Source organism: Enterobacter sp. BIDMC 27 (assembly GCF_000534415.1).
Taxonomy (GTDB): domain Bacteria; phylum Pseudomonadota; class Gammaproteobacteria; order Enterobacterales; family Enterobacteriaceae; genus Enterobacter; species Enterobacter hormaechei_C.
This window is the reverse complement of record NZ_KI973178.1, coordinates 2,969,560-2,995,188: the sequence shown is the minus strand read 5'-3', so window position 1 is coordinate 2,995,188 and position 25,629 is coordinate 2,969,560. Positions and strand designations below refer to the sequence as shown.

23 protein-coding genes are annotated in these 25,629 nt (G+C 56.0%); 15 read left to right on the top strand and 8 right to left on the bottom strand.

The window, feature by feature from the left end; translation table 11 throughout:
• Positions 1 to 408: 408 nt before the first annotated feature.
• Positions 409 to 1,449 carry an AI-2E family transporter gene (locus L463_RS08495; RefSeq protein ID WP_015570634.1) on the top strand — a complete coding sequence of 347 codons (1,041 nt, stop codon included), beginning with the start codon at positions 409 to 411 and terminating at the stop codon, positions 1,447 to 1,449.
• Here the strand turns inward: L463_RS08495 and L463_RS08500 are convergent.
• Both L463_RS08500 and L463_RS08505 read right to left on the bottom strand, forming a co-directional pair.
• A complete protein-coding gene (locus L463_RS08500; protein WP_032104218.1) occupies positions 1,446 to 2,393 on the bottom strand; it encodes a zinc-dependent alcohol dehydrogenase family protein in 948 nt (315 codons plus the stop codon). The two genes, L463_RS08495 and L463_RS08500, sit on opposite strands and share 4 nt — an antisense overlap.
• Complete coding sequence (locus L463_RS08505; RefSeq protein ID WP_017384559.1) at positions 2,386 to 3,420, bottom strand: LLM class flavin-dependent oxidoreductase; 1,035 nt, start codon at positions 3,418 to 3,420, stop codon at positions 2,386 to 2,388. Before L463_RS08505 ends, L463_RS08500 begins: the two co-directional genes overlap by 8 nt.
• Positions 3,421 to 3,627: 207 nt before the next feature.
• Here L463_RS08505 and yajD point away from each other — a divergent pair, with 207 nt between their 5' ends.
• Entirely contained in the window at positions 3,628 to 3,975 is a 348-nt protein-coding gene (yajD, locus tag L463_RS08510) for an HNH nuclease YajD (RefSeq protein WP_006808895.1), read from the top strand.
• 67 nt (positions 3,976 to 4,042) lie between these two features.
• On the opposite strand, the gene L463_RS08515 is transcribed toward yajD, so the two are convergent.
• Positions 4,043 to 4,489: a hypothetical protein gene (locus L463_RS08515; protein ID WP_017384560.1), complete on the bottom strand. Its 447-nt coding sequence runs from the start codon at positions 4,487 to 4,489 to the stop codon at positions 4,043 to 4,045.
• A gap of 212 nt (positions 4,490 to 4,701) precedes the next feature.
• On the opposite strand from L463_RS08515, the gene L463_RS08520 reads away from it, so the two are divergent.
• The 8 genes from L463_RS08520 to pqqF all read left to right on the top strand — a co-directional run bounded on the left by L463_RS08520 (position 4,702) and on the right by pqqF (position 12,724).
• On the top strand, positions 4,702 to 5,967 hold the full coding sequence (locus L463_RS08520) for a Y-family DNA polymerase (protein ID WP_032104217.1): 1,266 nt from the start codon (positions 4,702 to 4,704) through the stop codon (positions 5,965 to 5,967).
• A 104-nt stretch (positions 5,968 to 6,071) separates the two neighbouring features.
• Complete coding sequence (locus L463_RS08525; RefSeq protein ID WP_032104215.1) at positions 6,072 to 7,091, top strand: dipeptidase; 1,020 nt, start codon at positions 6,072 to 6,074, stop codon at positions 7,089 to 7,091.
• A gap of 138 nt (positions 7,092 to 7,229) precedes the next feature.
• Complete coding sequence (pqqA, locus tag L463_RS23650) at positions 7,230 to 7,301, top strand: pyrroloquinoline quinone precursor peptide PqqA (RefSeq protein ID WP_002905689.1); 72 nt, start codon at positions 7,230 to 7,232, stop codon at positions 7,299 to 7,301.
• A 55-nt stretch (positions 7,302 to 7,356) separates the two neighbouring features.
• Complete coding sequence (gene pqqB, locus L463_RS08530; RefSeq protein WP_017384563.1) at positions 7,357 to 8,274, top strand: pyrroloquinoline quinone biosynthesis protein PqqB; 918 nt, start codon at positions 7,357 to 7,359, stop codon at positions 8,272 to 8,274.
• 2 nt (positions 8,275 to 8,276) lie between these two features.
• A complete protein-coding gene (gene pqqC, locus L463_RS08535; RefSeq protein ID WP_003857506.1) occupies positions 8,277 to 9,032 on the top strand; it encodes a pyrroloquinoline-quinone synthase PqqC in 756 nt (251 codons plus the stop codon).
• A gap of 2 nt (positions 9,033 to 9,034) precedes the next feature.
• The gene (gene pqqD / locus L463_RS08540; protein WP_003857508.1) at positions 9,035 to 9,313 is read left to right on the top strand and encodes a pyrroloquinoline quinone biosynthesis peptide chaperone PqqD; all 279 of its coding nucleotides are present in this window, start codon (positions 9,035 to 9,037) and stop codon (positions 9,311 to 9,313) included.
• A complete protein-coding gene (gene pqqE, locus L463_RS08545; RefSeq protein ID WP_022651046.1) occupies positions 9,300 to 10,442 on the top strand; it encodes a pyrroloquinoline quinone biosynthesis protein PqqE in 1,143 nt (380 codons plus the stop codon). The genes pqqD and pqqE overlap by 14 nt, the downstream gene beginning before the upstream one ends.
• Positions 10,443 to 10,447: 5 nt before the next feature.
• Positions 10,448 to 12,724, top strand: a complete 2,277-nt coding sequence (gene pqqF / locus L463_RS08550) for a pyrroloquinoline quinone biosynthesis protein PqqF (RefSeq protein ID WP_032104214.1) — start codon at positions 10,448 to 10,450, stop codon at positions 12,722 to 12,724.
• A gap of 86 nt (positions 12,725 to 12,810) precedes the next feature.
• Here pqqF and L463_RS08555 read toward each other — a convergent pair whose 3' ends face one another.
• Positions 12,811 to 15,240, bottom strand: coding sequence for a glucose/quinate/shikimate family membrane-bound PQQ-dependent dehydrogenase (locus L463_RS08555; protein WP_032104213.1), 2,430 nt, complete (start codon positions 15,238 to 15,240; stop codon positions 12,811 to 12,813).
• 346 nt (positions 15,241 to 15,586) lie between these two features.
• Complete coding sequence (locus tag L463_RS08560) at positions 15,587 to 16,006, bottom strand: translesion error-prone DNA polymerase V autoproteolytic subunit (RefSeq protein ID WP_003857514.1); 420 nt, start codon at positions 16,004 to 16,006, stop codon at positions 15,587 to 15,589.
• Positions 16,007 to 16,331: 325 nt separating this feature from the next.
• On the opposite strand from L463_RS08560, the gene L463_RS08565 reads away from it, so the two are divergent.
• Positions 16,332 to 16,532, top strand: a complete 201-nt coding sequence (locus L463_RS08565; protein WP_003857516.1) for a hypothetical protein — start codon at positions 16,332 to 16,334, stop codon at positions 16,530 to 16,532.
• A 46-nt stretch (positions 16,533 to 16,578) separates the two neighbouring features.
• Here the strand turns inward: L463_RS08565 and L463_RS08570 are convergent, their stop codons facing one another.
• Complete coding sequence (locus tag L463_RS08570) at positions 16,579 to 17,445, bottom strand: aldo/keto reductase family oxidoreductase (RefSeq protein WP_023296516.1); 867 nt, start codon at positions 17,443 to 17,445, stop codon at positions 16,579 to 16,581.
• Positions 17,446 to 17,590: 145 nt separating this feature from the next.
• Here L463_RS08570 and L463_RS08575 point away from each other — a divergent pair, with 145 nt between their 5' ends.
• Positions 17,591 to 19,252, top strand: a complete 1,662-nt coding sequence (locus L463_RS08575) for a methyl-accepting chemotaxis citrate transducer (protein WP_017384568.1) — start codon at positions 17,591 to 17,593, stop codon at positions 19,250 to 19,252.
• A 32-nt stretch (positions 19,253 to 19,284) separates the two neighbouring features.
• Here the strand turns inward: L463_RS08575 and smrA are convergent, their stop codons facing one another.
• Complete coding sequence (gene smrA, locus L463_RS08580; RefSeq protein ID WP_015570640.1) at positions 19,285 to 19,848, bottom strand: DNA endonuclease SmrA; 564 nt, start codon at positions 19,846 to 19,848, stop codon at positions 19,285 to 19,287.
• Between the two features lie 350 nt (positions 19,849 to 20,198).
• Complete coding sequence (locus tag L463_RS08585) at positions 20,199 to 21,104, bottom strand: LysR family transcriptional regulator (protein ID WP_003857524.1); 906 nt, start codon at positions 21,102 to 21,104, stop codon at positions 20,199 to 20,201.
• A gap of 175 nt (positions 21,105 to 21,279) precedes the next feature.
• On the opposite strand from L463_RS08585, the gene L463_RS08590 reads away from it, so the two are divergent.
• From L463_RS08590 to abgT, 3 genes are read left to right on the top strand one after another with little or no spacing between them, the layout of a single operon-like run.
• Positions 21,280 to 22,590, top strand: coding sequence for a M20 family metallo-hydrolase (locus L463_RS08590; protein WP_032673204.1), 1,311 nt, complete (start codon positions 21,280 to 21,282; stop codon positions 22,588 to 22,590).
• Positions 22,590 to 24,035: a M20 family metallopeptidase gene (locus L463_RS08595; protein WP_032104211.1), complete on the top strand. Its 1,446-nt coding sequence runs from the start codon at positions 22,590 to 22,592 to the stop codon at positions 24,033 to 24,035. The genes L463_RS08590 and L463_RS08595 overlap by 1 nt, the downstream gene beginning before the upstream one ends.
• Before the next feature lie 60 nt (positions 24,036 to 24,095).
• Positions 24,096 to 25,622 (top strand): p-aminobenzoyl-glutamate transporter, encoded by a 1,527-nt coding sequence (abgT, locus tag L463_RS08600; protein WP_032104209.1) that lies wholly within the window; start codon positions 24,096 to 24,098, stop codon positions 25,620 to 25,622.
• Positions 25,623 to 25,629 lie beyond the last annotated feature (7 nt).

Below are 25,629 nucleotides of genomic sequence, written 5' to 3'. Positions count from 1 at the left end.
CTTGAGAATATAATCCATCGAGGCTCGCTGCGGACAGCAAACCAAAAAATTGGGAATTAAATCAGTTAGCTAAGCGCATAGCGCTAGCTCAGGCAGAAGACGTGACTATAGCGCGGAACGCCAGTGTTGCTCACCAGAAAGCAGGCAGAGGGAGGTTGAAAACAGAGCAGAGTTGTTTGAAAAATACGTCCTGAACAAATTGTCCATAAAATTACAATTATCCGCGGTGTTGCTTCTCGTCTTTGCGGATGAAAATTGTCCTCGGTAGTTGAACACGCCTGATTTGTATCATAAGCCAGGAATTTACTCAAAGCCTTTTCATTTCTTTACCCAGTCTGTTTGATTTTGGTTAGTTTTTTTAATCCGCTTTCCCCTCTATTATAAATAAAAAACTGTTCAGGAACGTCCATGGCCAAACCTATTATCACCCTCAACGGGCTTAAGATCGTCATCATGCTGGGCATGCTGATGATCATTCTGACCGGCGTTCGTTTTGCGGCCGATATCATCGTGCCTTTTATCCTGGCGCTTTTTATCGCGGTGATCCTCAATCCGCTGGTGCAGCGAATGGTGCGGCTGCGCATCCCGCGTGTGCTGGCGATAAGCCTGCTTATCAGTATTATTATCGTTGCGATGGTGCTGTTAGTCGCCTATCTGGGAACCTCCCTGAACGAGCTGGCGCGGACGCTACCGACATACCGCTCTTCCCTGGCGACCCCGCTGCTGCAAATTGAACCCTGGCTGCAACGCGCGGGTATCGAAGTCTCGGTTGAGGAACTGCTTAAATACATCGATCCGAATGCCGCCATGACGATTGTCACCAGCCTGCTGGCACAACTCTCCAACGCCATGACCTCGATTTTCCTGCTGTTCCTGACGGTTGTGTTTATGCTGCTGGAAGTTCCACAGCTGCCTGCAAAGCTCCAGCACATCATGGTGCGTCCGGTAGAGGGAATGGGCGCCATTCAGCGCGCGCTCGACAGCGTTTCACGCTATCTGGTGCTGAAAACGGCCATCAGCCTGGTGACGGGATTAGTGGTCTGGGGGATGCTCGCCGCGCTGGATGTGCGTTTTGCCTTTGTCTGGGGGCTGCTGGCCTTTGCGCTCAACTATATTCCTAACATCGGCTCCGTGCTGGCGGCGATCCCCCCTATCCTTCAGGTGCTGGTTTTCAGCGGTTTGTATGATGCCCTGATTCTGCTGGCAGGCTATCTGGTGATTAACCTTGTCTTCGGGAACATTCTCGAACCACGGATAATGGGACGCGGGCTGGGGCTTTCAACCCTTGTTGTGTTCCTGTCCCTGATTTTCTGGGGCTGGCTGCTCGGGCCTGTCGGCATGCTGCTCTCCGTTCCGCTGACAATTATTGTCAAAATTGGCCTGGAGCAGACCGCCGGTGGACAAAGTATCGCTGTACTGCTGAGCGACATGAGCCATAAGGCCGATTAATTGTCCATCGACAGCATGGGCTTACCCGTTCTTCCCGCTTCGCGATAGTTGCCCACTGCCCGCTGCCATTCCGACAGCGGGTAGAGGGTGACATCGCTGCACTGGCTGGCGCGCAGTTTAGGCCAGATGCGCCGAAACTCCGCCTGCCACGCCTCAGCGCTCAGCGCGTCCAGATAGTTACGAATGTGAAACCACGCCACGCGCGGCAACGGCCGCTGCTGCCGGAAGGTCTGCCCGGAGAGTAGCCCGTAGCAGACAAAGGTGCCGGTTTCGGGCATCACGCTCAGGATCGTCTCCGCCAGACTGCCGCCCGTGGCGTCGTACACCACCTCCGCTTGCGCGGCGGCAGCGTTGACGGCGGCCGTATCATGTTGCGCAATCGGGACGATCCCCATTTCAGCCAGACGTTGAGCGTGCACGGGCGAGCGATGGATCCCGTAAACCGCCTCTGCGCCCGCCTGGCGTGCCCATTGCCCGAGCAGAACGGCGCAGTCAGAACCGGCAGCGGTGAGCAGCACCGTTTTCCCGACCGGAGGATAGCGGTCCAGCATTATCTGTGCGGCAAGCGGGTTGATATACGCCCGCGCGGCAAGTAGCGAGTCGACGTCGTCCGGGACGGGAACCGCATACGCCGCCGGGCAGTCGACATAGCGCTGCCAGGTTCCCTGCCCCCGTAACGGCAGGACCCGCTTGCCCAGTAGCGCCGGATAAGCGGCGGGCGTTTCGGTCACTATTCCGACCCCTTCATAACCGGCTATCGCAGGCAGCGGCGTGCGATGGCGATATGCTCCGGTGATGGGGATGAGATCGGAGGCGTTCACCGGGGAAAAAAGCATGCGCACACGTATCTCTCCCGGCTGTCGCGGCGACAATGGTGTAGTTTCCGCTTGCAGTACCGATTCAGGCTCACCAAACCGGCGATACCAGAGAGCCAGATTAAGCATTGCGATCGCGCCATCCCATTTCCGGTGCGACATGTTTCAGGATGGACTCGATCACATGTGCGTTGTATTCCACGCCCAGCTGATTCGGCACGGTAAGTAACAGCGTATCCGCTTCCGCGATCGCTTCATCCTTTTTCAACTGTTCAATCAGCTTGTCTGGCTCTGCGGCATAGCTGCGTCCGAAAATGGCCCGCGTTTTCTCATCCAGATAGCCCACGCTGTCGCTTTCATTGCGGCTTGAACCGAAATACATCCGGTCGCGATCGTCCATCAGGGCAAAAATACTGCGGCTGACCGAAACGCGTGGCTGACGGGTATGCCCTGCCTCAGCCCAGGCCTGTCGGTAGGCACGGATCTGTTTTGCCTGCTGAATATGGAACGGCTCGCCGGTTTCATCATCTTTCAGCGTTGAGCTTTGCAGGTTCATCCCCAGTGTTGCCGCCCATACTGCCGTTGCATTAGAGCCAGCCCCCCACCAGATACGATCGCGTAAGCCTTCTGAATGCGGCTCCAGACGCAACAATCCCGGCGGGTTTGGGAACATCGGCTGTGGGTTAGGCTTCGCAAACCCTTCACCGCGTAATACATCAAGCAGTACCTCTGTGTGGCGGCGCGCCATATCAGATTCGTTTTCCCCTTCCTGCGGCACGTAACCAAAATAACGCCAGCCATCAATCACCTGCTCCGGGGAACCCCGGCTGATACCAAGCTGTAATCGCCCGCCGGAGATGAGATCTGCCGCGCCAGCATCTTCCGCCATATACAGCGGATTTTCATACCGCATGTCGATCACGCCCGTCCCGATTTCAATGCGTTTGGTTTTCGCGCCTATTGCCGCCAGCAAGGGGAATGGCGAACTGAGCTGGCGGGCAAAGTGATGCACACGGAAATAAGCCCCGTCCGCGCCCAGCTCTTCGGCGGCGACCGCCAGATCGATGGACTGTAGCAGCGTGTCAGCCGCGGTTCGCGTGCCGGACTGGGGTGACGGCGTCCAGTGACCAAACGACAAAAATCCGATCTTTTTCATAGTGGAGTATCCTGATAAAGCATTGCGTTATCCCTACTCTACGCATTAACGGATGAGAATAAATGGTGATTATTTAACGGAATGCTTCAAATAAACTGACAGAAATACGCAAATCGCACGCTGCCTTCCCGAAGAGGAGGCATTCTCCTGACATCTCATAATGGGATATAGTGTGAACTATTCTCTTTTTAACAGGTAACATCAGCAATGGCTCTGATCCCCAAAAACTACGCACGGCTGGAAAGCGGCTACCGTGAAAAAGCGCTAAAAATCTACCCCTGGGTTTGTGGACGCTGCTCGCGTGAGTTTGTTTATTCAAATCTTCGTGAACTCACGGTTCACCATATCGACCACGATCACACCAATAACCCGGAAGATGGCAGTAACTGGGAGCTGTTGTGCCTGTTTTGTCACGATCACGAACACTCAAAGTACACCGAAGCGGATCAGTATGGCACCACCGTTGTCGCGGGTGAGGATGCGCAAAAAGACGTGGGTGTCGCCACGTTTAACCCCTTTGCCGATCTCAAGGCGATGATGAACAAGAAGAAGTAATATCGACGGCTTCACTGCCCATACCTGTCGTATGGGCAGTCAGAAAGCCACATATGTTGTATTCCAGTCACAGGTTGAACAATGACACGGCTTTAATATCTGCCTCAGGGTTCACGCGTTTTACTGCCTCTAAAAACGCAGCGAAGTTTTGATTAAACACCGTCAGATTATTATAAAATTGCACCTGTTTTTCACGGGTTCCCTCAAGATAAGTCACAGACCAGATCCGCCTGTTATTTATCACTATCGAGCCTGGTTTAATTTTTATGATAGTCGCCAGCTCAATTTTACGGGTGCTGCTCTTTATAACCTCGTATAAATACTGCTCATCATAAAAGTAGGTTTTACCTGACGAGCCGCCAAACCAGACAGGATGGGTTGAGATTTTTTTCATTCCCCGGCTATCGGCAACGATGCGCGTTGGATGCCGAATACGCCTGACGAAAAAGCGTATCAGCATAATCAGTGCCACAAAAGACAGCACCACAAAAAGAACGTTAATGCTCTCCCGCATATTTCGTTACCTGACATGCATAGTTATAAGTGAAGAAGTATACCCAAATAGTCTGGTCGTGATAATTACCCTTCTACGCCCGTACGCCATGATGCCTTGTTACCCTTGATCTTTGCTATCAATATACAATACTGTATATAAATACAGTATTGATTAACGGTGATCATAATGCAGTTTTTCACCCCACCTGGCGATACCAGAGCGAGCTGACCATGTTTGCACTGTGTGATGTGAACGCTTTCTATGCTTCCTGTGAAACGGTTTTTCGCCCGGACCTGAAGGGACGACCGGTGGTCGTGTTATCCAATAACGATGGGTGCGTCATCTCTCGCTCCGCTGAAGCCAAACCCTTTGTGAAAATGGGTGAACCGTACTTCAAACAGAAAGATCTCTTCAGGCATCATGGCGTGGTTTGTTTCAGCAGTAATTATGAACTTTACGCGGATATGTCCAACCGGGTAATGAACACGCTTGAAGAGATGTCGCCTCGTAGCGAAATATACTCAATTGATGAGATCTTTTGCGATCTTACCGGCGTGCGTAATTGTCGCGATCTTTCCGACTTTGGGCATGAAATGAGAGCGACCGTACTGCAACGCACCCATCTGACCGTCGGAGTGGGCATCGCACCCACAAAGACGCTGGCGAAACTGGCAAATCACGCGGCGAAACGCTGGCAGCGCCAGACGGGAGGCGTTGTTGATTTATCCAATGTGGATCGTCAGAGAAAGCTGATGGCGGCGCTACCCGTCGAAGACGTTTGGGGTGTAGGACGTCGCATAGCGAAGAAGCTTGAGATGATGGGGATTAAGACCGTCCTGCAACTGGCAGACACCGATATCCGGTTCATAAGAAAACATTTCAATGTCGTGCTGGAGAGAACGGTGCGTGAATTACGGGGCGAATCGTGTCTTGAACTGGAAGAGTTTGCCCCGGTAAAGCAAGAAATCGTCTGTTCGCGCTCGTTTGGCGAACGCATCACGGAATATGACGATGTACGCCAGGCCATCTGTAGTTATGCTGCCCGGGCGGCAGAAAAACTTCGCAATGAGCATCAGCATTGCCGCTTTATCTCCGTATTTGTTAAAACCTCGCCCTTCGCGCTTAACGAGCCATATTATGGCAATAGCGCGTCGGTAAAACTGCTCACCCCAACCCAGGATAGCCGGGATATTATCGGCGCATCAGTTCGTTGTCTGGATGCGGTCTGGAAGAACGGCCATCGGTACCAGAAAGCCGGAGTGATGCTGGGAGACTTTTATAGCCAGGGCGTCGCGCAACTTAATCTGTTTGACGACAACGCACCCAGGAAAAACAGCCAACAGTTAATGGATGTATTAGACCATCTGAATGCTGAAAATGGCCGTGGCACGCTTTACTTCGCGGGACAGGGTATTCAGCAGCCGTGGCAGATGAAACGGGAAATGCTTTCACCCCGCTACACCACCCGCTTTGCGGATCTCCTCACTGTTAAGTGATATTAACAATTGCTGCTAAGTTGTAATTTTCCCCTTGCCGGACCGGACAAATCGGTTATCGTGCCAGGCAACTTTCGCAGCAATAAAAGACAATGGGATGCGCTATGGCGATTTTTGATGGTCACAATGACCTGTTGCTTAATTTATGGCTTCACCATCGCCAGGATCCGGTAACGGCCTTCTTCTCCGGCATTGAGACAGGACACCTCGATTATCCACGCATGCAGCAAGGCGGATTTTCCGGCGGGCTGTTCGCGCTGTTCGTGCCGCCGCAGGAGTATATCGCCCGCATGGCGCCACAATACGCCAGCGAGCCGTGGCAGCCGGTCGACATTCTCTGGCAGCAGTTGACGATCCTTAAGCAGCTTGTCGCCCACTCCGATGGCCGGGCACGATTGTGCCTGAGCGCGGCGGATATCGAACGCTGCCGTCAGGATAAAGTGCTGGCGATGGTGGCGCATATTGAGGGCGCGGGCGGTTTTGACGGCGAGGGAGACGATCTACAGGCTTTCTATGCCGCCGGGGTGCGCAGCATTGGGCCTTTCTGGAACATTGCTAACCGTTTCGGCACCGGCGTTAACGGGGCGTTTCCCGGCAGCCCGGACAGCGGCCCAGGGCTTACCGCTGAGGGTATCGCCCTCATTAAGCACGCTAACGCCCTGAACATGCTGATTGACGTTTCGCATATGAATGAAAAAGCGTTCTGGGATACCGCTCGTCATTCCTCTTCACCGCTGGTCGCCACCCATTCCAACGCCCATACGCTGTGCCCGCAACCGCGCAATCTGACCGATCGGCAGCTGCTGGCTATCCGCGACAGCGGCGGCGTGGCAGGCGTCAATTTCGGCAACGCGTTTTTGCGCGCCGACGGTAAACGCGATAGCGATACCCCGCTGAGCACAATCGTTCGTCATATCGACTATCTTATTAACATCATGGGTGACGATCATGTCGCGCTGGGCTCCGATTTTGACGGCATTACGTTGCCTGATGATTTACACGATGTGAGTGGTTTACCACGGCTAATCAGCGCATTGCGTGACAGCGGCTATGATCAATTTGTGCTGAATAAGCTGCTGTGGGGCAACTGGCAAAAGGTATTGCAAAATGTTTGGCAACAATAGGTTACGTTGTAAACATTAAGTTAATTCCTTACATCTTTCGGGTTGAGCTTTGCCCTCCTGTGACGCATTATTTGATGACCATCACAAAACTGGCACAAACAATGGCGTTGGTGCTGCTTTTTTAAAGAGGAAAAAACGATGTGGAAGAAACCTGCTTTTATTGATTTACGTCTTGGCCTGGAAGTGACCCTGTACATTTCCAACCGCTAATCGCTCTGCCCGCCATCCGTGCGGGCATTTTTGTTTGACTACCTGGCCCATCTTCATGTTTATTAAAGTCCTCGGTTCCGCCGCTGGCGGTGGTTTCCCCCAGTGGAACTGTAACTGCGCAAACTGTCAGGGTTTGCGCGACGGTACCCTTCAGGCGACCCCTCGCACCCAGTCGTCGATCATCGTCAGCGATAACGGCAAAGAGTGGGTGCTGTGTAACGCCTCCCCCGATATCAGCCAGCAGATTGCCCATACGCCAGAACTGAATAAGAAAGAGGTTCTGCGCGGCACGCATATTGGCGGCATTATTCTCACCGATAGCCAGATTGACCACACCACCGGGCTGCTCAGCCTGCGCGAGGGGTGCCCGCATCAGGTATGGTGTACGCCGGAGGTGCATGAAGATCTTTCCAGCGGATTCCCGATTTTTACCATGCTCCGGCACTGGAACGGTGGCCTGATTCACCACCCGATCGCGCCGCTCACCGCCTTTAGCGTGGAAGCCTGCCCTGATTTGCAGTTTACCGCTGTCCCCATCGCCAGTAACGCACCGCCCTATTCGCCGTGGCGCGACCGCCCGCTGCCGGGGCATAACGTGGCGCTGTTTATCGAGAACCGCCGCAACGGTCAGACGCTGTTCTACGCACCGGGTCTCGGTGAACCCGATGACACCATCCTGCCGTGGCTTAAAAAAGCGGACTGTCTGCTGATTGACGGTACCGTCTGGCAGGACGATGAACTCCAGGCCACTGGCGTCGGGCGCAATACCGGCCGCGACATGGGCCATCTGGCGCTCGGCGATGAACACGGCATGATGGCGCTGCTGGCCTCGCTGCCGGCAAAGCGCAAGATTCTGATCCACATTAATAACACCAACCCGATCCTTAACGAGCAGTCGCCGCAGCGTCACGCCCTTGCGCAGCAGGGAATAGAAGTGAGCTGGGACGGGATGAACATCACGCTTCAGGACTAACTATGCACATTCGCGAAACGCTCTCACCGCAAGAGTTTGAGCACGCCCTCCGGGCGAAAGGCGCCTACTATCATATTCACCATCCGTACCATATCGCGATGCATAACGGCGAGGCCAGCCGCGAGCAGATCCAGGGCTGGGTGGCGAACCGGTTTTACTACCAGACGACGATCCCGCTGAAAGACGCGGCAATTATGGCGAACTGCCCGGATCCGCACACGCGTCGCAAATGGGTGCAGCGGATCCTCGATCACGACGGCAGCAACGGTCATGACGGCGGTATCGAAGCCTGGCTACAGCTGGGCGAAGCCGTGGGGCTCAGCCGCGAGGACTTAATCAGCGAACGCCACGTGCTGCCCGGCGTCCGTTTCGCCGTCGACGCTTACGTTAACTTCGCCCGCCGCGCCAACTGGCAGGAGGCGGCATGCAGCTCGCTCACCGAACTGTTCGCCCCGCAAATCCATCAGTCGCGTCTCGACAGCTGGCCACAGCACTACCCGTGGATCAAAGAGGAAGGCTATTTTTATTTCCGCAGCCGCCTCAGCCAGGCCAGCCGCGACGTTGAACACGGTCTGGAGCTGGCGAAGCGTTACTGCGATAGCGCGGAAAAGCAGAATCGGATGCTGGAGATCCTTCAGTTCAAACTCGATATCCTGTGGTCGATGCTCGACGCGATGACCATGGCCTACGCGCTACAGCGTCCGCCTTATCACACGGTCACCGACAAAGCGGCCTGGCACACAACCCGACTGGTATAAGCATGCAAAAAAACTCCATCGTCGCCTTTCGTCGCGGCTATCGCCTGCAATGGGAAGCCGCTCAGGACAGCCATGTCATCCTCTATCCGGAAGGCATGGCCAAACTCAATGAGACCGCGGCCGCGATCCTCGAACTGGTCGATGGCCAACGCGACGCGGCGGCCATCATTGCCATACTCAACGAACGGTTCCCGGAAGCCGGCGGCGTGGATGACGACGTCGTAGAATTCCTGCAAATCGCTTATCAACAGAAGTGGATTATTTTCCGTGAGCCAGAATAAACCCGCCGTCAATCCACCGCTGTGGCTGCTGGCGGAGCTGACCTATCGCTGTCCGCTACAGTGTCCTTACTGCTCTAACCCGCTGGACTTCGCCCGGCAGGATCAGGAGCTGACCACCGAACAGTGGATTGAGGTTTTCCGCCAGGCGCGGGCGATGGGCAGCGTGCAGATAGGTTTTTCCGGCGGCGAACCGTTGACGCGTAAAGATCTGCCGGAGCTGATCCGCGCCGCCCGCGATCTCGGTTTTTATACCAACCTGATCACCTCGGGAATTGGCCTGACGGAAAGCAAACTCGACGCGTTCAGCGAGGCCGGTCTGGACCATATCCAGATTAGCTTCCAGGCCAGCGATGAAGTGCTCAACGCTGCGCTGGCGGGGAATAAAAAAGCCTTCCAGCAGAAGCTGGCGATGGCCAAAGCGGTCAAAGCCCGTGATTACCCGATGGTGCTGAATTTCGTCCTGCACCGACATAATATCGATCAGATCGATAAAATCATCGAGCTGTGCATCGAACTGGACGCCGACGATGTCGAACTTGCCACCTGCCAGTTCTACGGTTGGGCGTTCCTTAATCGTCAGGGGCTTCTGCCGACGCGGGAACAGATCGCCCGCGCGGAACGCGTGGTTGCCGAATATCGGCAAAAAATGGCCGCCAGCGGCAATCTGACCAACCTGCTGTTCGTCACCCCCGATTATTACGAAGAGCGACCAAAAGGCTGTATGGGCGGCTGGGGGTCGATTTTCCTCAGCGTGACCCCGGAAGGCACGGCGCTGCCCTGCCACAGCGCGCGCCAGCTGCCGGTGGATTTCCCATCGGTGCTTGAGCAGAGCCTGGAATCCATCTGGTATGACTCTTTCGGCTTCAACCGCTATCGCGGGTTTGACTGGATGCCGGAGCCGTGCCGCTCCTGCGATGAAAAGGAGAAGGACTTCGGCGGCTGCCGCTGTCAGGCCTTTATGCTCACCGGGAATGCGGATAACGCCGATCCGGTGTGCAGCAAATCGCCGCATCATCATAAAATCCTCGAGGCGCGACGCGAAGCAGCCTGTAGTGATATGAAGATCGGTCAACTTCAGTTCCGCAACCGTACCCGTTCTCAGCTTATCTACAAAACCCGGGAACTGTAACGATAATGACCACCCGCATCGTGGAACTGGCAGGCGGTTTACGCGCAACGCTGGTGCATCAGCCGCAGGCGACACGCGCGGCGGCGCTGGCGCGCGTGAGTGCCGGAAGCCATCACGAGCCACCGAGCTTCGCCGGTCTTGCGCATTTGCTTGAGCACCTGCTGTTCCGCGGTAGCCAGCGCTATCAGGGCGATGATCGACTCATGGCCTGGGTCCAGCGCCAGGGCGGCAGCGTCAATGCCACCACGCTGGCACGCCACAGCGCTTTTTTCTTCGACGTTGCCGCCGATAACCTGTCCGACGGCGTCGCGCGGCTGCGGGATATGTTGCAGGCGCCGCTGCTTTCATCGCATGACATACAGCGCGAAGTGGCGGTCATTGATGCGGAAAACCGGCTCATCCAGCAACATGATTCCGCCCGGCGCGAAGCGGCGGCGCGCCACGCGATGGAAGAACCCGCGTTTTTTCGCCGTTTTCAGGTGGGTAGCAAGGAGTCTCTCGGGCAGGACCCGGTATCGCTGCAAGCCGCGTTGCGCGACTTTCATCGTCGCTATTATGTGGCCGGACACCTGCAATTGTGGCTGCAAGGGCCGCAAACGCTGGATGCGCTGGCCGAGCTTGCCCATACGTTTGCGTCTGGTTTTGCGTCAGGAGGCATGCCTGAAACCGCTCCCCCGTTGCGTCTTAGCGCTGAAGCAGATTATCAGCTGGCGGTGACGGAGCGACCCGCACTGTGGCGTTGTCCGCTCATTCGAAAAAGTGACAACGTCACTTTATTTCGGGAGTTTTTACTGGACGACGCCCCCGGAAGCCTGATTGCCGGGCTACGGGCGCGCGGGCTGGCAGAAGAAGTCGCCCTGAACTGGCTTTATCAGGATGATGATTACGGCTGGCTGGCGCTAACGGTTGATAGCGAACGGCCCGAGGACATTGACCCGCACATTACCCACTGGCTACGGGCGCTACAGCAAACGACGGATGAGCAGCAGCGGCATTATTATCGGCTGGCACAGCAGCGTTTCAGCGCCCTGCCGACGCTGGAGCAGCTGCGCCAGCGGGCGTTTGGTTTTGCGCCCGGCGCGACGCCCGTGGGTTTTTCCGCCTTTTGTGCCGATTTACTGACGGCGCCCACCTCGTATCTGGCCTGCAAAAAAATGGAAACCGCTGAAATTATCGCCAGCCAGGGTTTTGCCCTGCCGCTTAGCCATTGGCGTCGCCAGCCGGTTGCAGATGATAGCCCCATCGCGTTTTCCTTCTACCCGCAGACTGCCAGGTATGCTGCGCCAGCCCCGACGTCAGAAGCCGCTCCACTGCTGCATTTGTCGGCGCAGACACAACCGCCGACGCTGATACTGCGCAGGCCTTTTTATTCGCGCGTGGAACGGGCGCACGGGGTGGCGATGGGCAAACAGTTACGCCCTCTTCTTGCTGAACTGCGCCATATCGACGGCAGCGGCGAGTGGCAGACGGTTGACGGTAGCTGGCAGCTCACCCTGCGGCTTCCTGACGCCGTGGTGACGGCGGAACCCATCATCGGGGCGATAATCGATCGCCTCTCCCACCCCGCTCCGGCTCTTACGCCAGCGCCAGAAGGCATCGCCATCCGTGAGCTGCTCCAGCAATTGCCTGAACGTCTGGCATCGGATCCGCCACGGGACGGCTGGCTGGCGGCGTTAGTTGGCGGCAGCGCCGGGCACGCGCACGGGTTAGCCCGGCAGCTTGGCCTGCTCCGGACACCGGTTAACGCTACGCCGTTGCCGTTAAGCGGTTGTCCCGGCGGGATCGAACACATTCCGCACGCCAGCGCGGATTCGGCGCTGCTGGTGTTTATTCCCCTGCCGCCGGGCGCGTCGCTCGCCGCGCTGCGGCTGCTGGCGTTATGCTGCGAACCGCAATTTTTCCAGCGCCTGCGCGTGGAACAGCAGATTGGCTACGTGGTTAGCTGTCGTTATCAGCGTATTGCCGATCGCGATGGCCTGCTGCTGGCGTTACAGTCGCCTGACCGTTCTCCCGTGAACCTGTTGGGTTGCTGCAAACGATTTTTGCGTGAGCTGACGCCGTGCGATGAGGCAGCGTTTAGCGTGTTGCGACGGCAGCTGGCAACGCAGATCCGCTCACCGATGGATGCCAGCGCCACGGCAGTGGCCGCCCTGCGCCAGCGCTATGGTTTGCCGGTGTTAACGCCGCAGGCTATTGATGCCCTGCAACCTGACGAGATAATCGCGCTATGGCGCGAGATGACTCGCCGTCGCCGACGCTGGCGGGTGCTTTTCACGGGCTGACCGGAACCGCCGCTTTCTTCCTGTGCGTAGTTTTTAGTCAAAAAAAAGCCCCGTACTATGACGGGGCCGGGCTGCTTATTTCGCTGTTATTTATCCAGCGCGTAGGCAATCACGTAGTCACCACGATCCGGCGACTGACGTGCACCGCCGGCAGAGATCAGAATGTACTGTTTGCCGGTTTTCGGTGATACATAGCTGATAGGTCCGCCCTGGCTACCCACCGGGAGACGCGCTTTCCACACTTCTTCCCCCGTGGAGGAATCAAAGGCGCGCAGGTAGTAATCCTGGGTTCCCGCAATGAAGACCAGACCGCCCTGCGTGGCCAGCGTACCGCCCAGCGTCGGCATACCGACAGGCATTGGCATACGCATTTTTACCCCAAACGGACCGGTATCCTGAACGGTACCGACCGGCACCTGCCAGACGATTTTCTGCGTTTTCAGGTCAATCGCGGAGAGGGAGCCAAACGGTGGTTTCTGGCACGGAATGCCCAGCGGTGACATGAAACGGTTTTTGTTGACCGAATACGGCGTTCCTTTCATCGGAACAGCACCCATCCCGGCGTTCACGGCTTCACCGCCCGTATTTGCCACCGCGCTCTGCGGATCTTGTTTAATCAGCTGGACCCACAGACCCAGACGCATGTCGTTGACAAAGATGTACTGGTTGTTCGGATCCGTGGACAGACTACCCCAGTTCATTCCCCCCAGCGAGCCCGGGAAGCTCAGGGAAATATCGGTTCCCGGCATCGTGTACAGACCGTCATAACGCATTGATTTGAAGCTGATACGGCAGGCCAGCTGGTCAAACGGCGTCGCCCCCCACATATCCGATTCTTTCAGGGTTTCCGCGCCAATCTGCGGCATCCCCACAGAGCGCGGCTGCGTTGCCGGGTACTGTTCACGTGGAATATCCGCTGGTTTTACCGGAACCTCTTTCACTTCAGTGAGCGGTTTACCCGTCAGACGATCAAGAACGTAAATTTGCCCCGCTTTGGTGCCCACCACCACCGCGGGCTTGTTGCCCTCTTTTGTCGGGAAATCAACCAGGCTCGGCTGCATCGGGATATCGAAATCCCAGAGGTCGTTATGAACGGTCTGGTATACCCACTTCTCTTTCCCGGTAGTCGCATCCAGCGCGAGGATTGAGGTGGCGTATTTATGATCTTCCGGAACACGGTCAGCGCCCCACAGGTCGACAGAGGAACTTCCCATCGGGATAAACACGGTATTCATCGACGCATCCCAGGACATAGGTGCCCAGGAGTTTGCAGAGCTACGTTTGTAGTGTTCGCCCGGCTTCAGAACATAGTTCGGATCCGGATTACGCGGATCGAACGCCCAGCGCAGCTGGCCGGTGATCACGTCATAACCACGTATAACGCCTCCCGGCATATCGGTGCTGACGTTATCCGCAACGCGGCCGCCAACGACAACCGTCGTACCCGCCAGCGTCGGGGCCGACGTCAGCACGTAGGTGGGATCTGACGCGTCACCCATCCCTTCATGCAGGTTAACGCTGCCGTTAGTACCGAAGTCCGGGCAGAACTTGCCGTTATCGGCGTCTAACGCGATCAGCTTACCGTCGATGGTGTTCATCAGGATACGGCGCTGGCATGCAGCGCCCGGTGCCACCTGCGCTGGCAGAACCGGTGTGGAGCCGGCTACCGTTGGCTGCGCCAGCGGTTTGGTGGCATCAAAGTACGCCAGGCCACGGCAGCGCATCCAGATTGCAGACTTAGCGTTGATTTCCGCTTTCCAGATCTCTTTCCCGCTATCGGCATCCACGGCGATCACGTTGTTATGCGGCGTACAGAGGAAGACACGATCGCCAACTTGTAGCGGCGTTTGCTGATCTTCTGCGCCATTGCCGTCCGGACTTTCCGGTACGTCACCGGTATGGTAGGTCCAGACCGGTTTCAGGTTTTTCACGTTGTCACGGGTTATCTGGTCCAGCGCCACAAAGCGACTACCGCCAGCCGTATTACCGTAGTGATCCCAGTTCTGCTGTTTCGCATCATCTTTTACCGGCACCAGCGGGCGTTTTTCACCGCTAAACGGCACGGTCGGATGGGGTTGAAACATCTGAACAAAGGTGACGCCCATGGCGACAATAAGGACCGCGCAGACCCCCAGGGCCCCTTTTGCGCAGGACGGTTTTCCTTCACGTTTACGCAATGCAGGCCAGGTGGCGGCTGCCAGCACCATCAGCCCGGCGGGTACCATTAAACGGGAAACCAGCGGCCAGAAGTCGAGCCCGGCATCGAAAAATGCCCAAATCAGGGTGCCAAGAAACACCAGGGCAAACAGCCCCACGGCAGAGGACTTGCGGCGGAAGAACTGAATCGCAGAGAGCAGAGTGATAACCCCGGCGATGAGAAAATACCAACTCCCCCCCAGGGAAACCAGTTTAAAACCGCCGATGGCAAAAAAGAGCCCCGTTACAAGAAGTATCACACCCACCAGCAGGCACCACGGGCCTAACCAGCCGGATGGGCGGGGATTATTGTCTGACATAAAAATGAATCTCCTGATTACTTTATAACAGCAGGGTTTTATTGACTGCCACGATGCTAAAACCCTGCATAACATCAATTGTTCGTGTGCGAATCATAAATTAAAATTATAATGTAGACAAAATGTATTCTGTCGGAAGAAAAGAAAATTCACTAAAGTGCAGGAACATAACAAAATAAAAAAATGGGATATCACTCTGTAATTCGCCAATACCAGAATATTTGACCAGTCAGTTCCGGCTTATGCGATGAATATCAGGTTTGCCGACAAGACAGCCCCGATAACGTAAGATTTTTGCATGATGAGAATTAACTTATTGCCTATTAATTAAGCTTCACAAACACGATCAGCTCGCGGATTTCACGATATACGTCACTACACCAAAGATATCGAGCGTATCGTCGCTGCCGACAATAATCGGTGAATAGGCGCTGTTCATGGGGTTGAGTTGAATATTGGGACGCAACTGGAGGCGCTTCACGGTAAATTCGCCCTCTACCGCCGCAATCACGATATCGCCATGCTCAGGCTTGCGGGAACTGTCCACCACCAGCAAATCACCGTTATTGATCCCCCCTTCTATCATCGAGTCACCGGCGGCTTTGACAAAGTAAGTGGAGCTGGGATGGGCGACTAATAACTCGTTTAAATCGATACGCCGCTCTACATAATCCGCTGCCGGGCTGGGGAAGCCGCACTGTACTAAGTCGCTGAAAAGTGGAATAGCAACGATTTCACGCAACTCTGCGGGTCTGAAAAAGATCATGATAAATACCTCCATACTGTTTTTATATACAGTAGTTTTAACTGAGGTATCGATCAAGCCATGTCAGCGTAAGCGGCTGGCTACGCCTTAACCGCTTCGCTTATAACCCCCTATAGCAATGAAGATTATTTGCTTTGTAAATTTTTACGTATGGGCAAGCTTAACGCGTCATAAAGCATCACTACAGCATCACTTATTGATGACTTGTAAATGTACAAAAGACAAAGCACCATCACTGCATAATCACTACCCGTTGACTTTCTATTTAGACTGGCGCATATTTTACAGCACAAATTAACAAGACAATTTTTGGAGGACGTTTTCTATGCCCGCCCGTGATTATCCCGATAAGCGTGTTGCTCGCGGTGTCGCAAAGGAGGCCGAACTCAGGATGTTAAGCGCGCGCATCGATCCTGCGCTGATGGAGTACATCCGCATTACTGCGTATGAAACACGGAAAAGTAAGCAGGAAATCGTGGCGGAAGCGTTAGCGCTTCATCGCCAAAGAAGTCAGATTGGATCATAAACAGCAAAAGCCCGAAAAATTCTCCGGGCTTTTGCTGGTATCGGGATTACCCCACCAGCGAATTTAACGTCTCCAGCGCCTCAGGCGGCAAAACCAGATCGGCTGCCGCCAGGTTTTCACGCAGATGCGCCACCGACGAGGTTCCCGGGATCAAGAGGATATTTGGCGAGCGTTGCAGCAGCCATGCCAGCGCCACCTGCATCGGCGTCGCGCCCAGTGAATCCGCCACCGCCTGTAGTCCGGAAGATTGCAGTGGCGTGAAACCGCCCAGCGGGAAGAACGGCACCCAGGCAATCCCCTGCTGCGCCAGCGAATCGACCAGCGCATCGTCACCGCGATTCACAACGTTGTACATGTTCTGTACACACACCACGGAAACCATCTTCTGCGCTTCAGCGACCTGCGAAGCGGTGACGTTGCTCAGCCCAATATGGCGAACCAGCCCCTGCTGTTGTAGCTCCGCAAGGGTACTCAGCGGCGCGGCAATCGAGCCTTCCGCCGGTCCGTGGGTGCTAAACATGATCCGCAGGTTAACCACGTCCAGCACATCCCGCTTCAGGTTACGCAGGTTGTCATGCACCGCCTGCGTCAGCTCCTGCGCGGAAAACGCCGGCAGCCAGGAGGCATCCTCGCCGCGTCGGGCTCCGATCTTGGTCACAATCGTAAGGTCGTCCCGGTACGGATGAAGCGCCTCGCAGATAAGCTGGTTGGTCACATGAGGTCCGTAAAAATCGCTAGTATCAATGTGATTCACACCCGACGCCACCGCTTCACGCAGCACCGCCAGCGCCGCATTTTTGTCTTTTGGCGGACCAAAAACGCCAGGCCCGGCAAGCTGCATCGCGCCATAGCCAAATCGTTTAACCGTACGCGTTCCGAGCGTGAACGTTCCGCTTTTATCTATGCTGCTCATGCTGACCTTCCTCATAAAAAATGATCCGGATTTACAACAGGTTCCGCAACGAAACCATTAGTTAAGCAATAGTAAAATTAAAGTTTAAATTCGCTACGACGATAGTATTGATGTAACCCTGCCTCTTCTCTTACGGATGACCGCCATGCTGAAAAATCTGCACGTGATTACCGGTATTATCTTTGCCCTAACCATATTCTGTCTGCTGCAAGTTGTCACGGGAGGGTTGTTCTACTCTGCCGTTAACAACGATCGTCACAACTTTCAGAACTCCGGGTTACTCAATGCCCAACAGGAGAGCCTGAGCGACAGCGTGAACACGCTGGTGAAAACGCGCGTTACCGTCACCCGCGTGGCGATCCGCTACCTGAAAAACCAGCGCGATCCGGCCTCTCTCGCAGCAATCAACACGCTGTTGGGCACCGCGAACGGTTCGCTGACCAAAGCCGAAGACTATTACAAAAACTGGCAGGCGATTTCGCAGGTGAAGGGCCAGAATGCCGCGCTCACCGAAGAGATGCAGAAAGCCTGGAAGCAAATGCACGAGGTGATGCGCTTGTCCATTGAGTATCTGCGCGCCGATAACTATCAGGCCTATGGCGACCTGGACGCCCAGCAGGCGCAGGATGAGATGGAGGCGGTCTATACCCGCTGGCGCGCTGAAAACAACGTGCTGCTGAAAGCCGCCGCCGAAGAGAATCAGAGCAGCTTTACCCAGATGCAGTGGACGCTGGCGGCGATCTTCCTGACTGTGATCGCCGTGCTGGTGGTGATCTGGCAGGGTTTACAGCACCTGCTCCTGAAACCGCTCAACGCCATCATGAACCATATTCGCACCATCGCGAGCGGCGATCTGACGCAAAATGTCGCGATTACCGGGCGCAACGAGATGGGCCAGCTGGCTGCTGGTCTGCACGAGATGCAGCAGTCGCTGGTGAGCACCGTCAGCGCCGTGCGCGGCAGCACAGATTCTATCTACACGGGCGCAGGAGAAATTGCCGCCGGGAGTAACGACCTTTCCGCGCGAACCGAGCAGCAGGCAGCCTCGCTGGAAGAGACCGCCGCCAGTATGGAAGAGCTGACTGCCACGGTGAAACAGAACTCGGATAACGCCCGTCAGGCGACGCTGCTAGCGAAGAATGCGTCTGAAACCGCCGCTCGCGGCGGTCAGGTGGTGGATAACGTGGTGCGTACCATGAATGACATTGCCGACAGTTCTCAGCAAATTGCGCATATCACCGGCGTTATCGATAGCATTGCCTTCCAGACCAACATTCTGGCGCTCAACGCGGCGGTTGAAGCCGCCCGTGCCGGGGAACAAGGTCGCGGCTTTGCGGTCGTGGCAGGTGAAGTACGGACGCTGGCCAGCCGCAGCGCGCAGGCGGCAAAAGAGATCAAAGGGCTTATCGAGAACTCTGTCAGCCGGGTGAATACCGGCTCGGAACAGGTGAGCGAGGCGGGTGCGACCATGAAAGAGATCGTCGCGGCCGTGACGCGCGTAACCGATATTATGGCTGAGATTTCCTCGGCGTCTGACGAGCAGAGCCGCGGTATAGAGCAGGTCAGCCTGGCGGTCTCGCAGATGGACAGCGTCACACAGCAAAACGCCGCGCTGGTACAGGAGTCGGCAACGGCGGCGGCAGCGCTGGAAGATCAGTCTGAACAGCTGCGTCAGGCCGTGGCGGCATTCCGGCTGAACGCTCAGGCATCGCTGGCGGCTCGCCCTAAAAACGTGAAAACGCCCGTACTGCTGCGCCCGTCAGCGGCAGGCGCGAATACAGCTGACGCGAACTGGGAAACCTTCTGAGTGACAGGCGGGCATCTCGCCCGCCCTCCTGATTAGCGGCTGCGCTTGGCGTGGCGCTCCCAGTTATCTCGCTTCGCATCCTCTGACTTACGCAACGAGACATAGCATGCTCCGCTGCCGCCGTGATGCGGCTGCGCTTCGCAAAAGGCCTGTACTTCGTCGAACTCGGTCAGCCAGCGCGCAAGATAGCTGCGCACCACGTTAGGATGCGACTGCTGTTCACGCCCTTTACCATGCACGATGATCAGGTTGCGTAGCCCGTCACGTCCGGCCTGGCGAATAAAGGAATAGACCAGCTGGCGGCATTGCTCCGCAGGCTGGCGTAACAGCGTTAAGCTGGCCTGACGGGAATATTTGCCGGAACGCAGCTTATCAAATACCCCCTGCTGTACCCCTTCGCGCTGGTACATGAGCGGCTCGGCAAGGGGCAACAGTTCCAGAAACCCCAGCGTCAGAAAGTTATCGAGCTGCTCAGTATCTATTTCCTGACGCGCCCGCGTGTTGCGGCTCTGCTGCCAGTGAATATCCGCGCAGCGTTTGAGCGGCTGGACATCCTCCATGGCGTCAAGAAAAAGGGATTTGTCGTCAGGGTTCATGGAAATCCTCCGGCTACATCTGAGTGATGTACTATACCTGCGCCCGTTGCGGGTCTCAATCATCCAGGCACGGGTTCAAATAATGGCTTAAGGAACAGATAATCGCAGACGCAATAAATTTAATCTAACCTTAACTTAAATTTCAGCCGTAATTAATTAAATAATTTACGTTAAAAAATCGTGAAATCAATCACTCAACGTCCTTCTCTTTTAAGAAAAAGCTGTTATAACTTAATAAACCTGCCCAATGGATAATGCATGTAGGATCCGCGAAAGGATGCACGACTGTGTGTACTGTGGAGTCTGTCTGATGTCGGACAGACTCTATTTTTTTATTGTTGTTATTTTGATTAAATTAATTTTCTGGCTTCCCTTCGAAACTGCGTGATTAATGATTCGGCAAGCGGTGTCTGGCGAGAATCACGACGCTGAATTAAATAATATGCTGCTTTAGGCAGGGTTTCGACAACCGGCAGCATTATCAGACGGTGCGCCAGAAGCGGATCGCAGCCCAGCTCCTGCGGTAAAATGCTGATGAAATCGCTTTGTGCGACGAGGCTAATACAGGAGGAAAAGGTCTCACAGACAACGCCAATTCGCGGTATTTGAGAGCGGTGGTTAAAAGTATCCTGCAACTGTTTATAATAACTTCCCCGGGGCGTAGGCATCGTCCAGTTATATTGCAGAAGCTCATTAATTGAGGTCGCCCCTGTCGCCGGATGCCCTGCCCGACAAAATACGGCAAAAGGCTTTTCGAACAGCTTTTCAAACGTAAATTCGTGATCGTACGGCCCCTGATAATAGGTATTGATGGTAAAGTCCAGCTCACCCTGACGTAATTCATTAATCATCGACACCAGCTGGCCTTCCATAATCCGGACGTTGACCTGAGGATGCTGCGCATGAAAACGCGTAATAACGGCTGGCATCAGGCTGCGTGAAATACTGGCCCCCATCCCAATATTGATCTGCCCGGCAAGTTCGCCCTGCCGCTGGCGGATGTCATCCTGCGCTGCACGCAGCTCTTCCAGAATCAAATTAGCGCGGTGATAAAACCCTTCCCCGCACTCGGTCAGCGCGACGCCTTTACTCCGGCGCACAAATAGCTGGGCCGCCATACCCTCCTCCAGCTCTTTAATGGATTTGGTCAGCGCGGGCTGCGAAAGATTAAGCGTCCGGCTGGCGCCGCGAATGCTGCCCTGACGCGCCACTTCGACAAACGCCCTGATTTGATGAAATTTAATCTGAAATGACATAACGAGACCGATAACCGTTGTTTATCAGAGTAAAGAAACTGTCATCTACTTTAATGGAAACGGATGTGCGAGGGTAATTCCTGAACGGTTAAAACTGTGAAAAAACGATTAGTGATAAGTAAAAACTATCACAGCGTGAAGCAGTTCACATATTTTAATGATGACAGGAAAAGATATGAACGCACTGGCGCAGTACATTCAGACATTAGCTCCACAACTGAGCGCATGGCGTCGCGATTTCCACCATTTCGCGGAATCCGGCTGGGTGGAGTTTCGAACAGCTGCGAAAGTCGCGGAGATCCTCGACTCGCTGGGCTACGAACTGGCGATGGGCCGCGACGTGGTCGATGCCGAAAGCCGTATGGGACTGCCCGATGACGCCACCCTTTCACGAGAGTTTGCCCGCTCCCGGGCGCAGGGTGCGCCGGAGAAATGGCTGGCGCCGTTTGAGGGCGGATTTACCGGCATTGTGGCGACCCTGAATACCGGACGTCCGGGCCCAACGCTGGCGTTTCGGGTAGACATGGATGCACTTGATTTAAGCGAAGCGCTTGACGAAAGTCATCGCCCCTTCCGCGACGGTTTTGCCTCCTGCAACCCGGGCATGATGCACGCCTGTGGCCACGACGGGCATACCACCATTGGTCTGGGGCTCGCGCAGGTGCTTAAGCAGCATGAGGCGCAGCTCAACGGCATCATCAAACTGATCTTCCAGCCTGCCGAAGAGGGTACGCGCGGCGCGCGGGCTATGGTCGCCGCAGGCGCGCTGGACGGCGTGGACTACTTTACCGCCATTCATATCGGGACCGGCGTTCCGGAAGGGACGGTGATCTGCGGCAGCGATAACTTCATGGCGACCACCAAATTTGACGTGCGCTTTACCGGGGTCGCCGCACACGCTGGCGGTAAACCAGAAGAGGGCCGTAACGCCCTGCTCGCGGCTGCCCAGGCCGCCATCGCGCTGCATGGCATCGCACCACACAGCGAAGGCGCGTCCCGGGTTAACGTCGGGGTCATGCAGGCGGGCAGCGGACGCAACGTGGTTCCGGCTGATGCGTTGCTTAAGGTTGAAACCCGCGGCGAAAGCGAGGCTATTAATCAGTATGTCTTTGAGCGCGCACAGGCGGTAATTACCGGCGCGGCGGCGCTCTACGGCGTAACAGCCGGGGTAAACCTGATGGGGGCGGCGACCTCCAGCGCCCCTTCCCCGGCCTGGGTCGATTATCTGCGCGAACAGGCAAGCCAGGTGCCCGGCGTGACTCATGCCATTGATAAGGTCAAAGCGCCTGCGGGCTCCGAAGATGCCACGCTAATGATGGCCCGCGTACAGCAGAACGGCGGCATGGCCTCGTATATGGTCTTCGGCACCGAGCTGAGCGCCGGACATCACAACGAAAAATTCGATTTTGATGAGCAGGTGATGAACGTTGCCATCGAAACGCTGGCGCGAACTGCGCTTAATTTCCCGTGGACGCGAGGTGTGTAATGCAGGAGAACTACGCTTTTATCGCCGATGCCATCGACACGCGATGTCAGACGTTTACCGATATTGCCGACGACATCTGGGATCATCCCGAAACGCGCTTCGAAGAGTTCTGGTCCGCCGAACGGCTCGCCAGTGCGCTGGAAGCCGAGGGCTTTGCCCTGACGCGGGAAGCCGGAGGCATTCCCAATGCCTTTATTGCCAGCTACGGCAGCGGCAAGCCCGTTATCGCCCTTCTGGGCGAATACGATGCCCTGGCCGGGCTAAGCCAGCAGGCGCACTGCGCGACGGCGCAATCCGCCACCCCGGGGGCGAACGGCCACGGCTGCGGGCATAACCTGTTAGGCACTGCTGCCTTCGCCGGGGCGGTGGCGGTGAAAAGCTGGCTGGAACAACACGGCGGCAGCGGAACGGTACGATTTTACGGCTGCCCCGGCGAGGAAGGCGGCTCCGGTAAAACCTTTATGGTACGTGAAGGGCTGTTTAACGACGTGGACGCTGCCGTGACATGGCACCCGGAGGCCTTTGCCGGGATGTTTAACGTCAGCACACTGGCCAATATTCAGGCCGCCTGGCGGTTTAAGGGGATCGCCGCTCATGCCGCAAACTCCCCACATCTGGGGCGCAGCGCGCTGGATGCCGTGACGCTGATGACCACCGGTACAAACTTCCTCAACGAACACATCATTGAAAAAGCGCGCGTTCATTACGCCATCACCGATACCGGCGGGATTTCGCCCAACGTGGTACAGGCCCAGGCCGAGGTGCTGTACCTGATCCGCGCCCCGGAGATGGCCGATGCGCAGCAGATCTACGCGCGCATCGAGAAAATCGCCCAGGGTGCGGCGATGATGACCGAAACCACCGTCGAGTGCCGCTTTGATAAAGCCTGCTCCAGCTATCTGCCGAACCGTACGCTCGAAGCGGCGATGTACCGCGCATTGCAGCATTATGGCACGCCGGCCTGGACGGAAGAGGAACGCGAATTTGCCCGTGAAATCCGCGCCACGCTCACGGCAAACGACCTGCAAAACAGCCTGAAAAACATTGCCGCAACGGGGGCCGAAGAGGGAAAAGCGTTTGCCCGACGCCATCAGGAGACGCTGCTGGTGGATGAAGTTGCCCCTTACGCCATCACCGATAACGTGCTGGCAGGCTCCACCGATGTGGGGGATGTCAGCTGGAAGATGCCTGTTGCACAGTGCTTTAGCCCCTGTTTTACCGTCGGCATCCCACTGCATACCTGGCAATTAGTGGCGCAGGGGCGTACCTCAATTGCCCATAAAGGCATGTTGCTGGCCGGAAAAGTGATGGGCGCGACCGCGCTGCATCTGCTTCAGGATGCCGACCTGTTGCGAAAATGCCGGGAAGAGTTCGAACAACACATAACAGAAAAACCGTACGAGTGTCCGATCCCGCAGGGCGTGACACCGTCACCTTTAAAATAAAAAAACACAACACAACAACACAACAACACAACAACACAACAACAGTCCCGAGGAACGCCCATGAGTATGTCTTCCATACCTTCGCATTCCCCATCCGGTAAGCTCTATGGCTGGGTTGAAAGGATCGGCAATAAAGTGCCGCACCCTTTCCTGCTTTTTATCTATTTAATTGTCATCCTGATGGTCGCGACGGCCGTGCTGTCCGCCTTTGAGGTGAGCGTGCGCAGCCCGGCCGACGGCAGTATGGTAGCAGTGAAAAACCTGCTCAGCGTTGAAGGGTTGCACTGGTTTTTGCCGAACGTGATTAAAAACTTCAGCGGTTTTGCGCCGCTGGGCGCCATCCTGGCGCTGGTGTTAGGCGCGGGACTGGCCGAACGCGTGGGTCTGCTGCCCGCGCTGATGGTGAAAATGGCCTCGCACGTCAGCGCGCGTTATGCCAGCTATATGGTGCTGTTTATTGCCTTCTTCAGCCATATCTCGTCCGACGCGGCGCTGGTGATCATGCCGCCGATGGGGGCGCTGATTTTCCTCGCCGTTGGCCGTCATCCTGTTGCGGGTCTGCTGTCGGCGATTGCGGGCGTCGGCTGTGGGTTTACCGCTAACCTGCTTATCGTGACCACCGATGTGCTGCTCTCCGGCATCAGTACGGAGGCAGCCAGCACCATCGATGCGACTATGCACGTCAGCGTGATCGACAACTGGTACTTTATGGCCAGTTCGGTGATTGTCCTGACGATTGTCGGGGGGCTGATTACCGATAAGATCATTGAGCCGCGCCTGGGTAAATGGGAAGGCCGGAGCGATGAAAAGCTGGAGACGCTGAGCAAAGAGCAGCAGTTCGGCCTGCGCGTAGCCGGGATCGTCTCGCTGGCGTTCATTGCGGTGGTGGCGCTGATGGTGGTGCCGGAAAATGGCGTGCTGCGCGATCCGATCAAACACACCGTACTGCCCTCGCCGTTTATTCAGGGCATTGTGCCGCTGATAATTCTCTTCTTCTTCGTCGTTTCGCTCGCGTTCGGCATCGCCACCGGCAAAATCCGCCGTCAGGGAGATCTGCCGCACCTGATGATCGAGCCGATGAAGGAGATGGCGGGTTTTATCGTGATGGTGTTCCCGCTGGCGCAGTTTGTCGCCATGTTTAACTGGAGCAACATGGGCAAGTTTATGGCCGTGAGCCTGACGGACGCGCTGGAGGCGGCGGGGTTGAGCGGTGTTCCGGCGTTTGTCGGCCTGGCGCTGCTGTCGTCCCTGCTGTGCATGTTTATTGCCAGCGGGTCGGCCATCTGGTCGATTCTGGCGCCCATCTTTGTCCCCATGTTTATGATGCTCGGCTTCCATCCTGCGTTCGCCCAGATCCTGTTCCGTGTCGCCGATTCCTCGGTGATCCCGCTGGCGCCCGTGTCACCCTTCGTTCCGCTGTTTTTAGGCTTCCTGCAACGCTACAGACCGGAGGCTAAGCTGGGTACCTATTATTCGCTGGTTCTGCCCTATCCGCTTATCTTCTTAGGGGTATGGCTGGTGATGCTGGTGGCGTGGTATCTTGTCGGCCTGCCGATTGGACCGGGTGTTTACCCGAGGCTGAACTAAGGAGTAC

Bases quoted from the DNA above. Each gene is read 5' to 3' on its own strand.
- smrA (WP_015570640.1), bottom strand. From the start codon at position 19,848: ATGAACCCTGACGACAAATCCCTTTTTCTTGACGCCATGGAGGATGTC.
- L463_RS08525 (WP_032104215.1), top strand. From the start codon at position 6,072: ATGGCGATTTTTGATGGTCACAATGACCTGTTGCTTAATTTATGGCTT.
- L463_RS08565 (WP_003857516.1), top strand. From the start codon at position 16,332: ATGCCCGCCCGTGATTATCCCGATAAGCGTGTTGCTCGCGGTGTCGCA.
- L463_RS08560 (WP_003857514.1), bottom strand. From the start codon at position 16,006: ATGATCTTTTTCAGACCCGCAGAGTTGCGTGAAATCGTTGCTATTCCA.
- pqqF (WP_032104214.1), top strand. From the start codon at position 10,448: ATGACCACCCGCATCGTGGAACTGGCAGGCGGTTTACGCGCAACGCTG.
- L463_RS08570 (WP_023296516.1), bottom strand. From the start codon at position 17,445: ATGAGCAGCATAGATAAAAGCGGAACGTTCACGCTCGGAACGCGTACG.
- L463_RS08520 (WP_032104217.1), top strand. From the start codon at position 4,702: ATGTTTGCACTGTGTGATGTGAACGCTTTCTATGCTTCCTGTGAAACG.
- pqqD (WP_003857508.1), top strand. From the start codon at position 9,035: ATGCAAAAAAACTCCATCGTCGCCTTTCGTCGCGGCTATCGCCTGCAA.
- L463_RS08590 (WP_032673204.1), top strand. From the start codon at position 21,280: ATGAACGCACTGGCGCAGTACATTCAGACATTAGCTCCACAACTGAGC.
- pqqB (WP_017384563.1), top strand. From the start codon at position 7,357: ATGTTTATTAAAGTCCTCGGTTCCGCCGCTGGCGGTGGTTTCCCCCAG.
- pqqC (WP_003857506.1), top strand. From the start codon at position 8,277: ATGCACATTCGCGAAACGCTCTCACCGCAAGAGTTTGAGCACGCCCTC.
- L463_RS08505 (WP_017384559.1), bottom strand. From the start codon at position 3,420: ATGAAAAAGATCGGATTTTTGTCGTTTGGTCACTGGACGCCGTCACCC.
- yajD (WP_006808895.1), top strand. From the start codon at position 3,628: ATGGCTCTGATCCCCAAAAACTACGCACGGCTGGAAAGCGGCTACCGT.
- abgT (WP_032104209.1), top strand. From the start codon at position 24,096: ATGAGTATGTCTTCCATACCTTCGCATTCCCCATCCGGTAAGCTCTAT.
- L463_RS08500 (WP_032104218.1), bottom strand. From the start codon at position 2,393: ATGCTTAATCTGGCTCTCTGGTATCGCCGGTTTGGTGAGCCTGAATCG.
- L463_RS08555 (WP_032104213.1), bottom strand. From the start codon at position 15,240: ATGTCAGACAATAATCCCCGCCCATCCGGCTGGTTAGGCCCGTGGTGC.
- L463_RS08585 (WP_003857524.1), bottom strand. From the start codon at position 21,104: ATGTCATTTCAGATTAAATTTCATCAAATCAGGGCGTTTGTCGAAGTG.
- L463_RS08595 (WP_032104211.1), top strand. From the start codon at position 22,590: ATGCAGGAGAACTACGCTTTTATCGCCGATGCCATCGACACGCGATGT.
- L463_RS08515 (WP_017384560.1), bottom strand. From the start codon at position 4,489: ATGCGGGAGAGCATTAACGTTCTTTTTGTGGTGCTGTCTTTTGTGGCA.
- L463_RS08495 (WP_015570634.1), top strand. From the start codon at position 409: ATGGCCAAACCTATTATCACCCTCAACGGGCTTAAGATCGTCATCATG.
- L463_RS08575 (WP_017384568.1), top strand. From the start codon at position 17,591: ATGCTGAAAAATCTGCACGTGATTACCGGTATTATCTTTGCCCTAACC.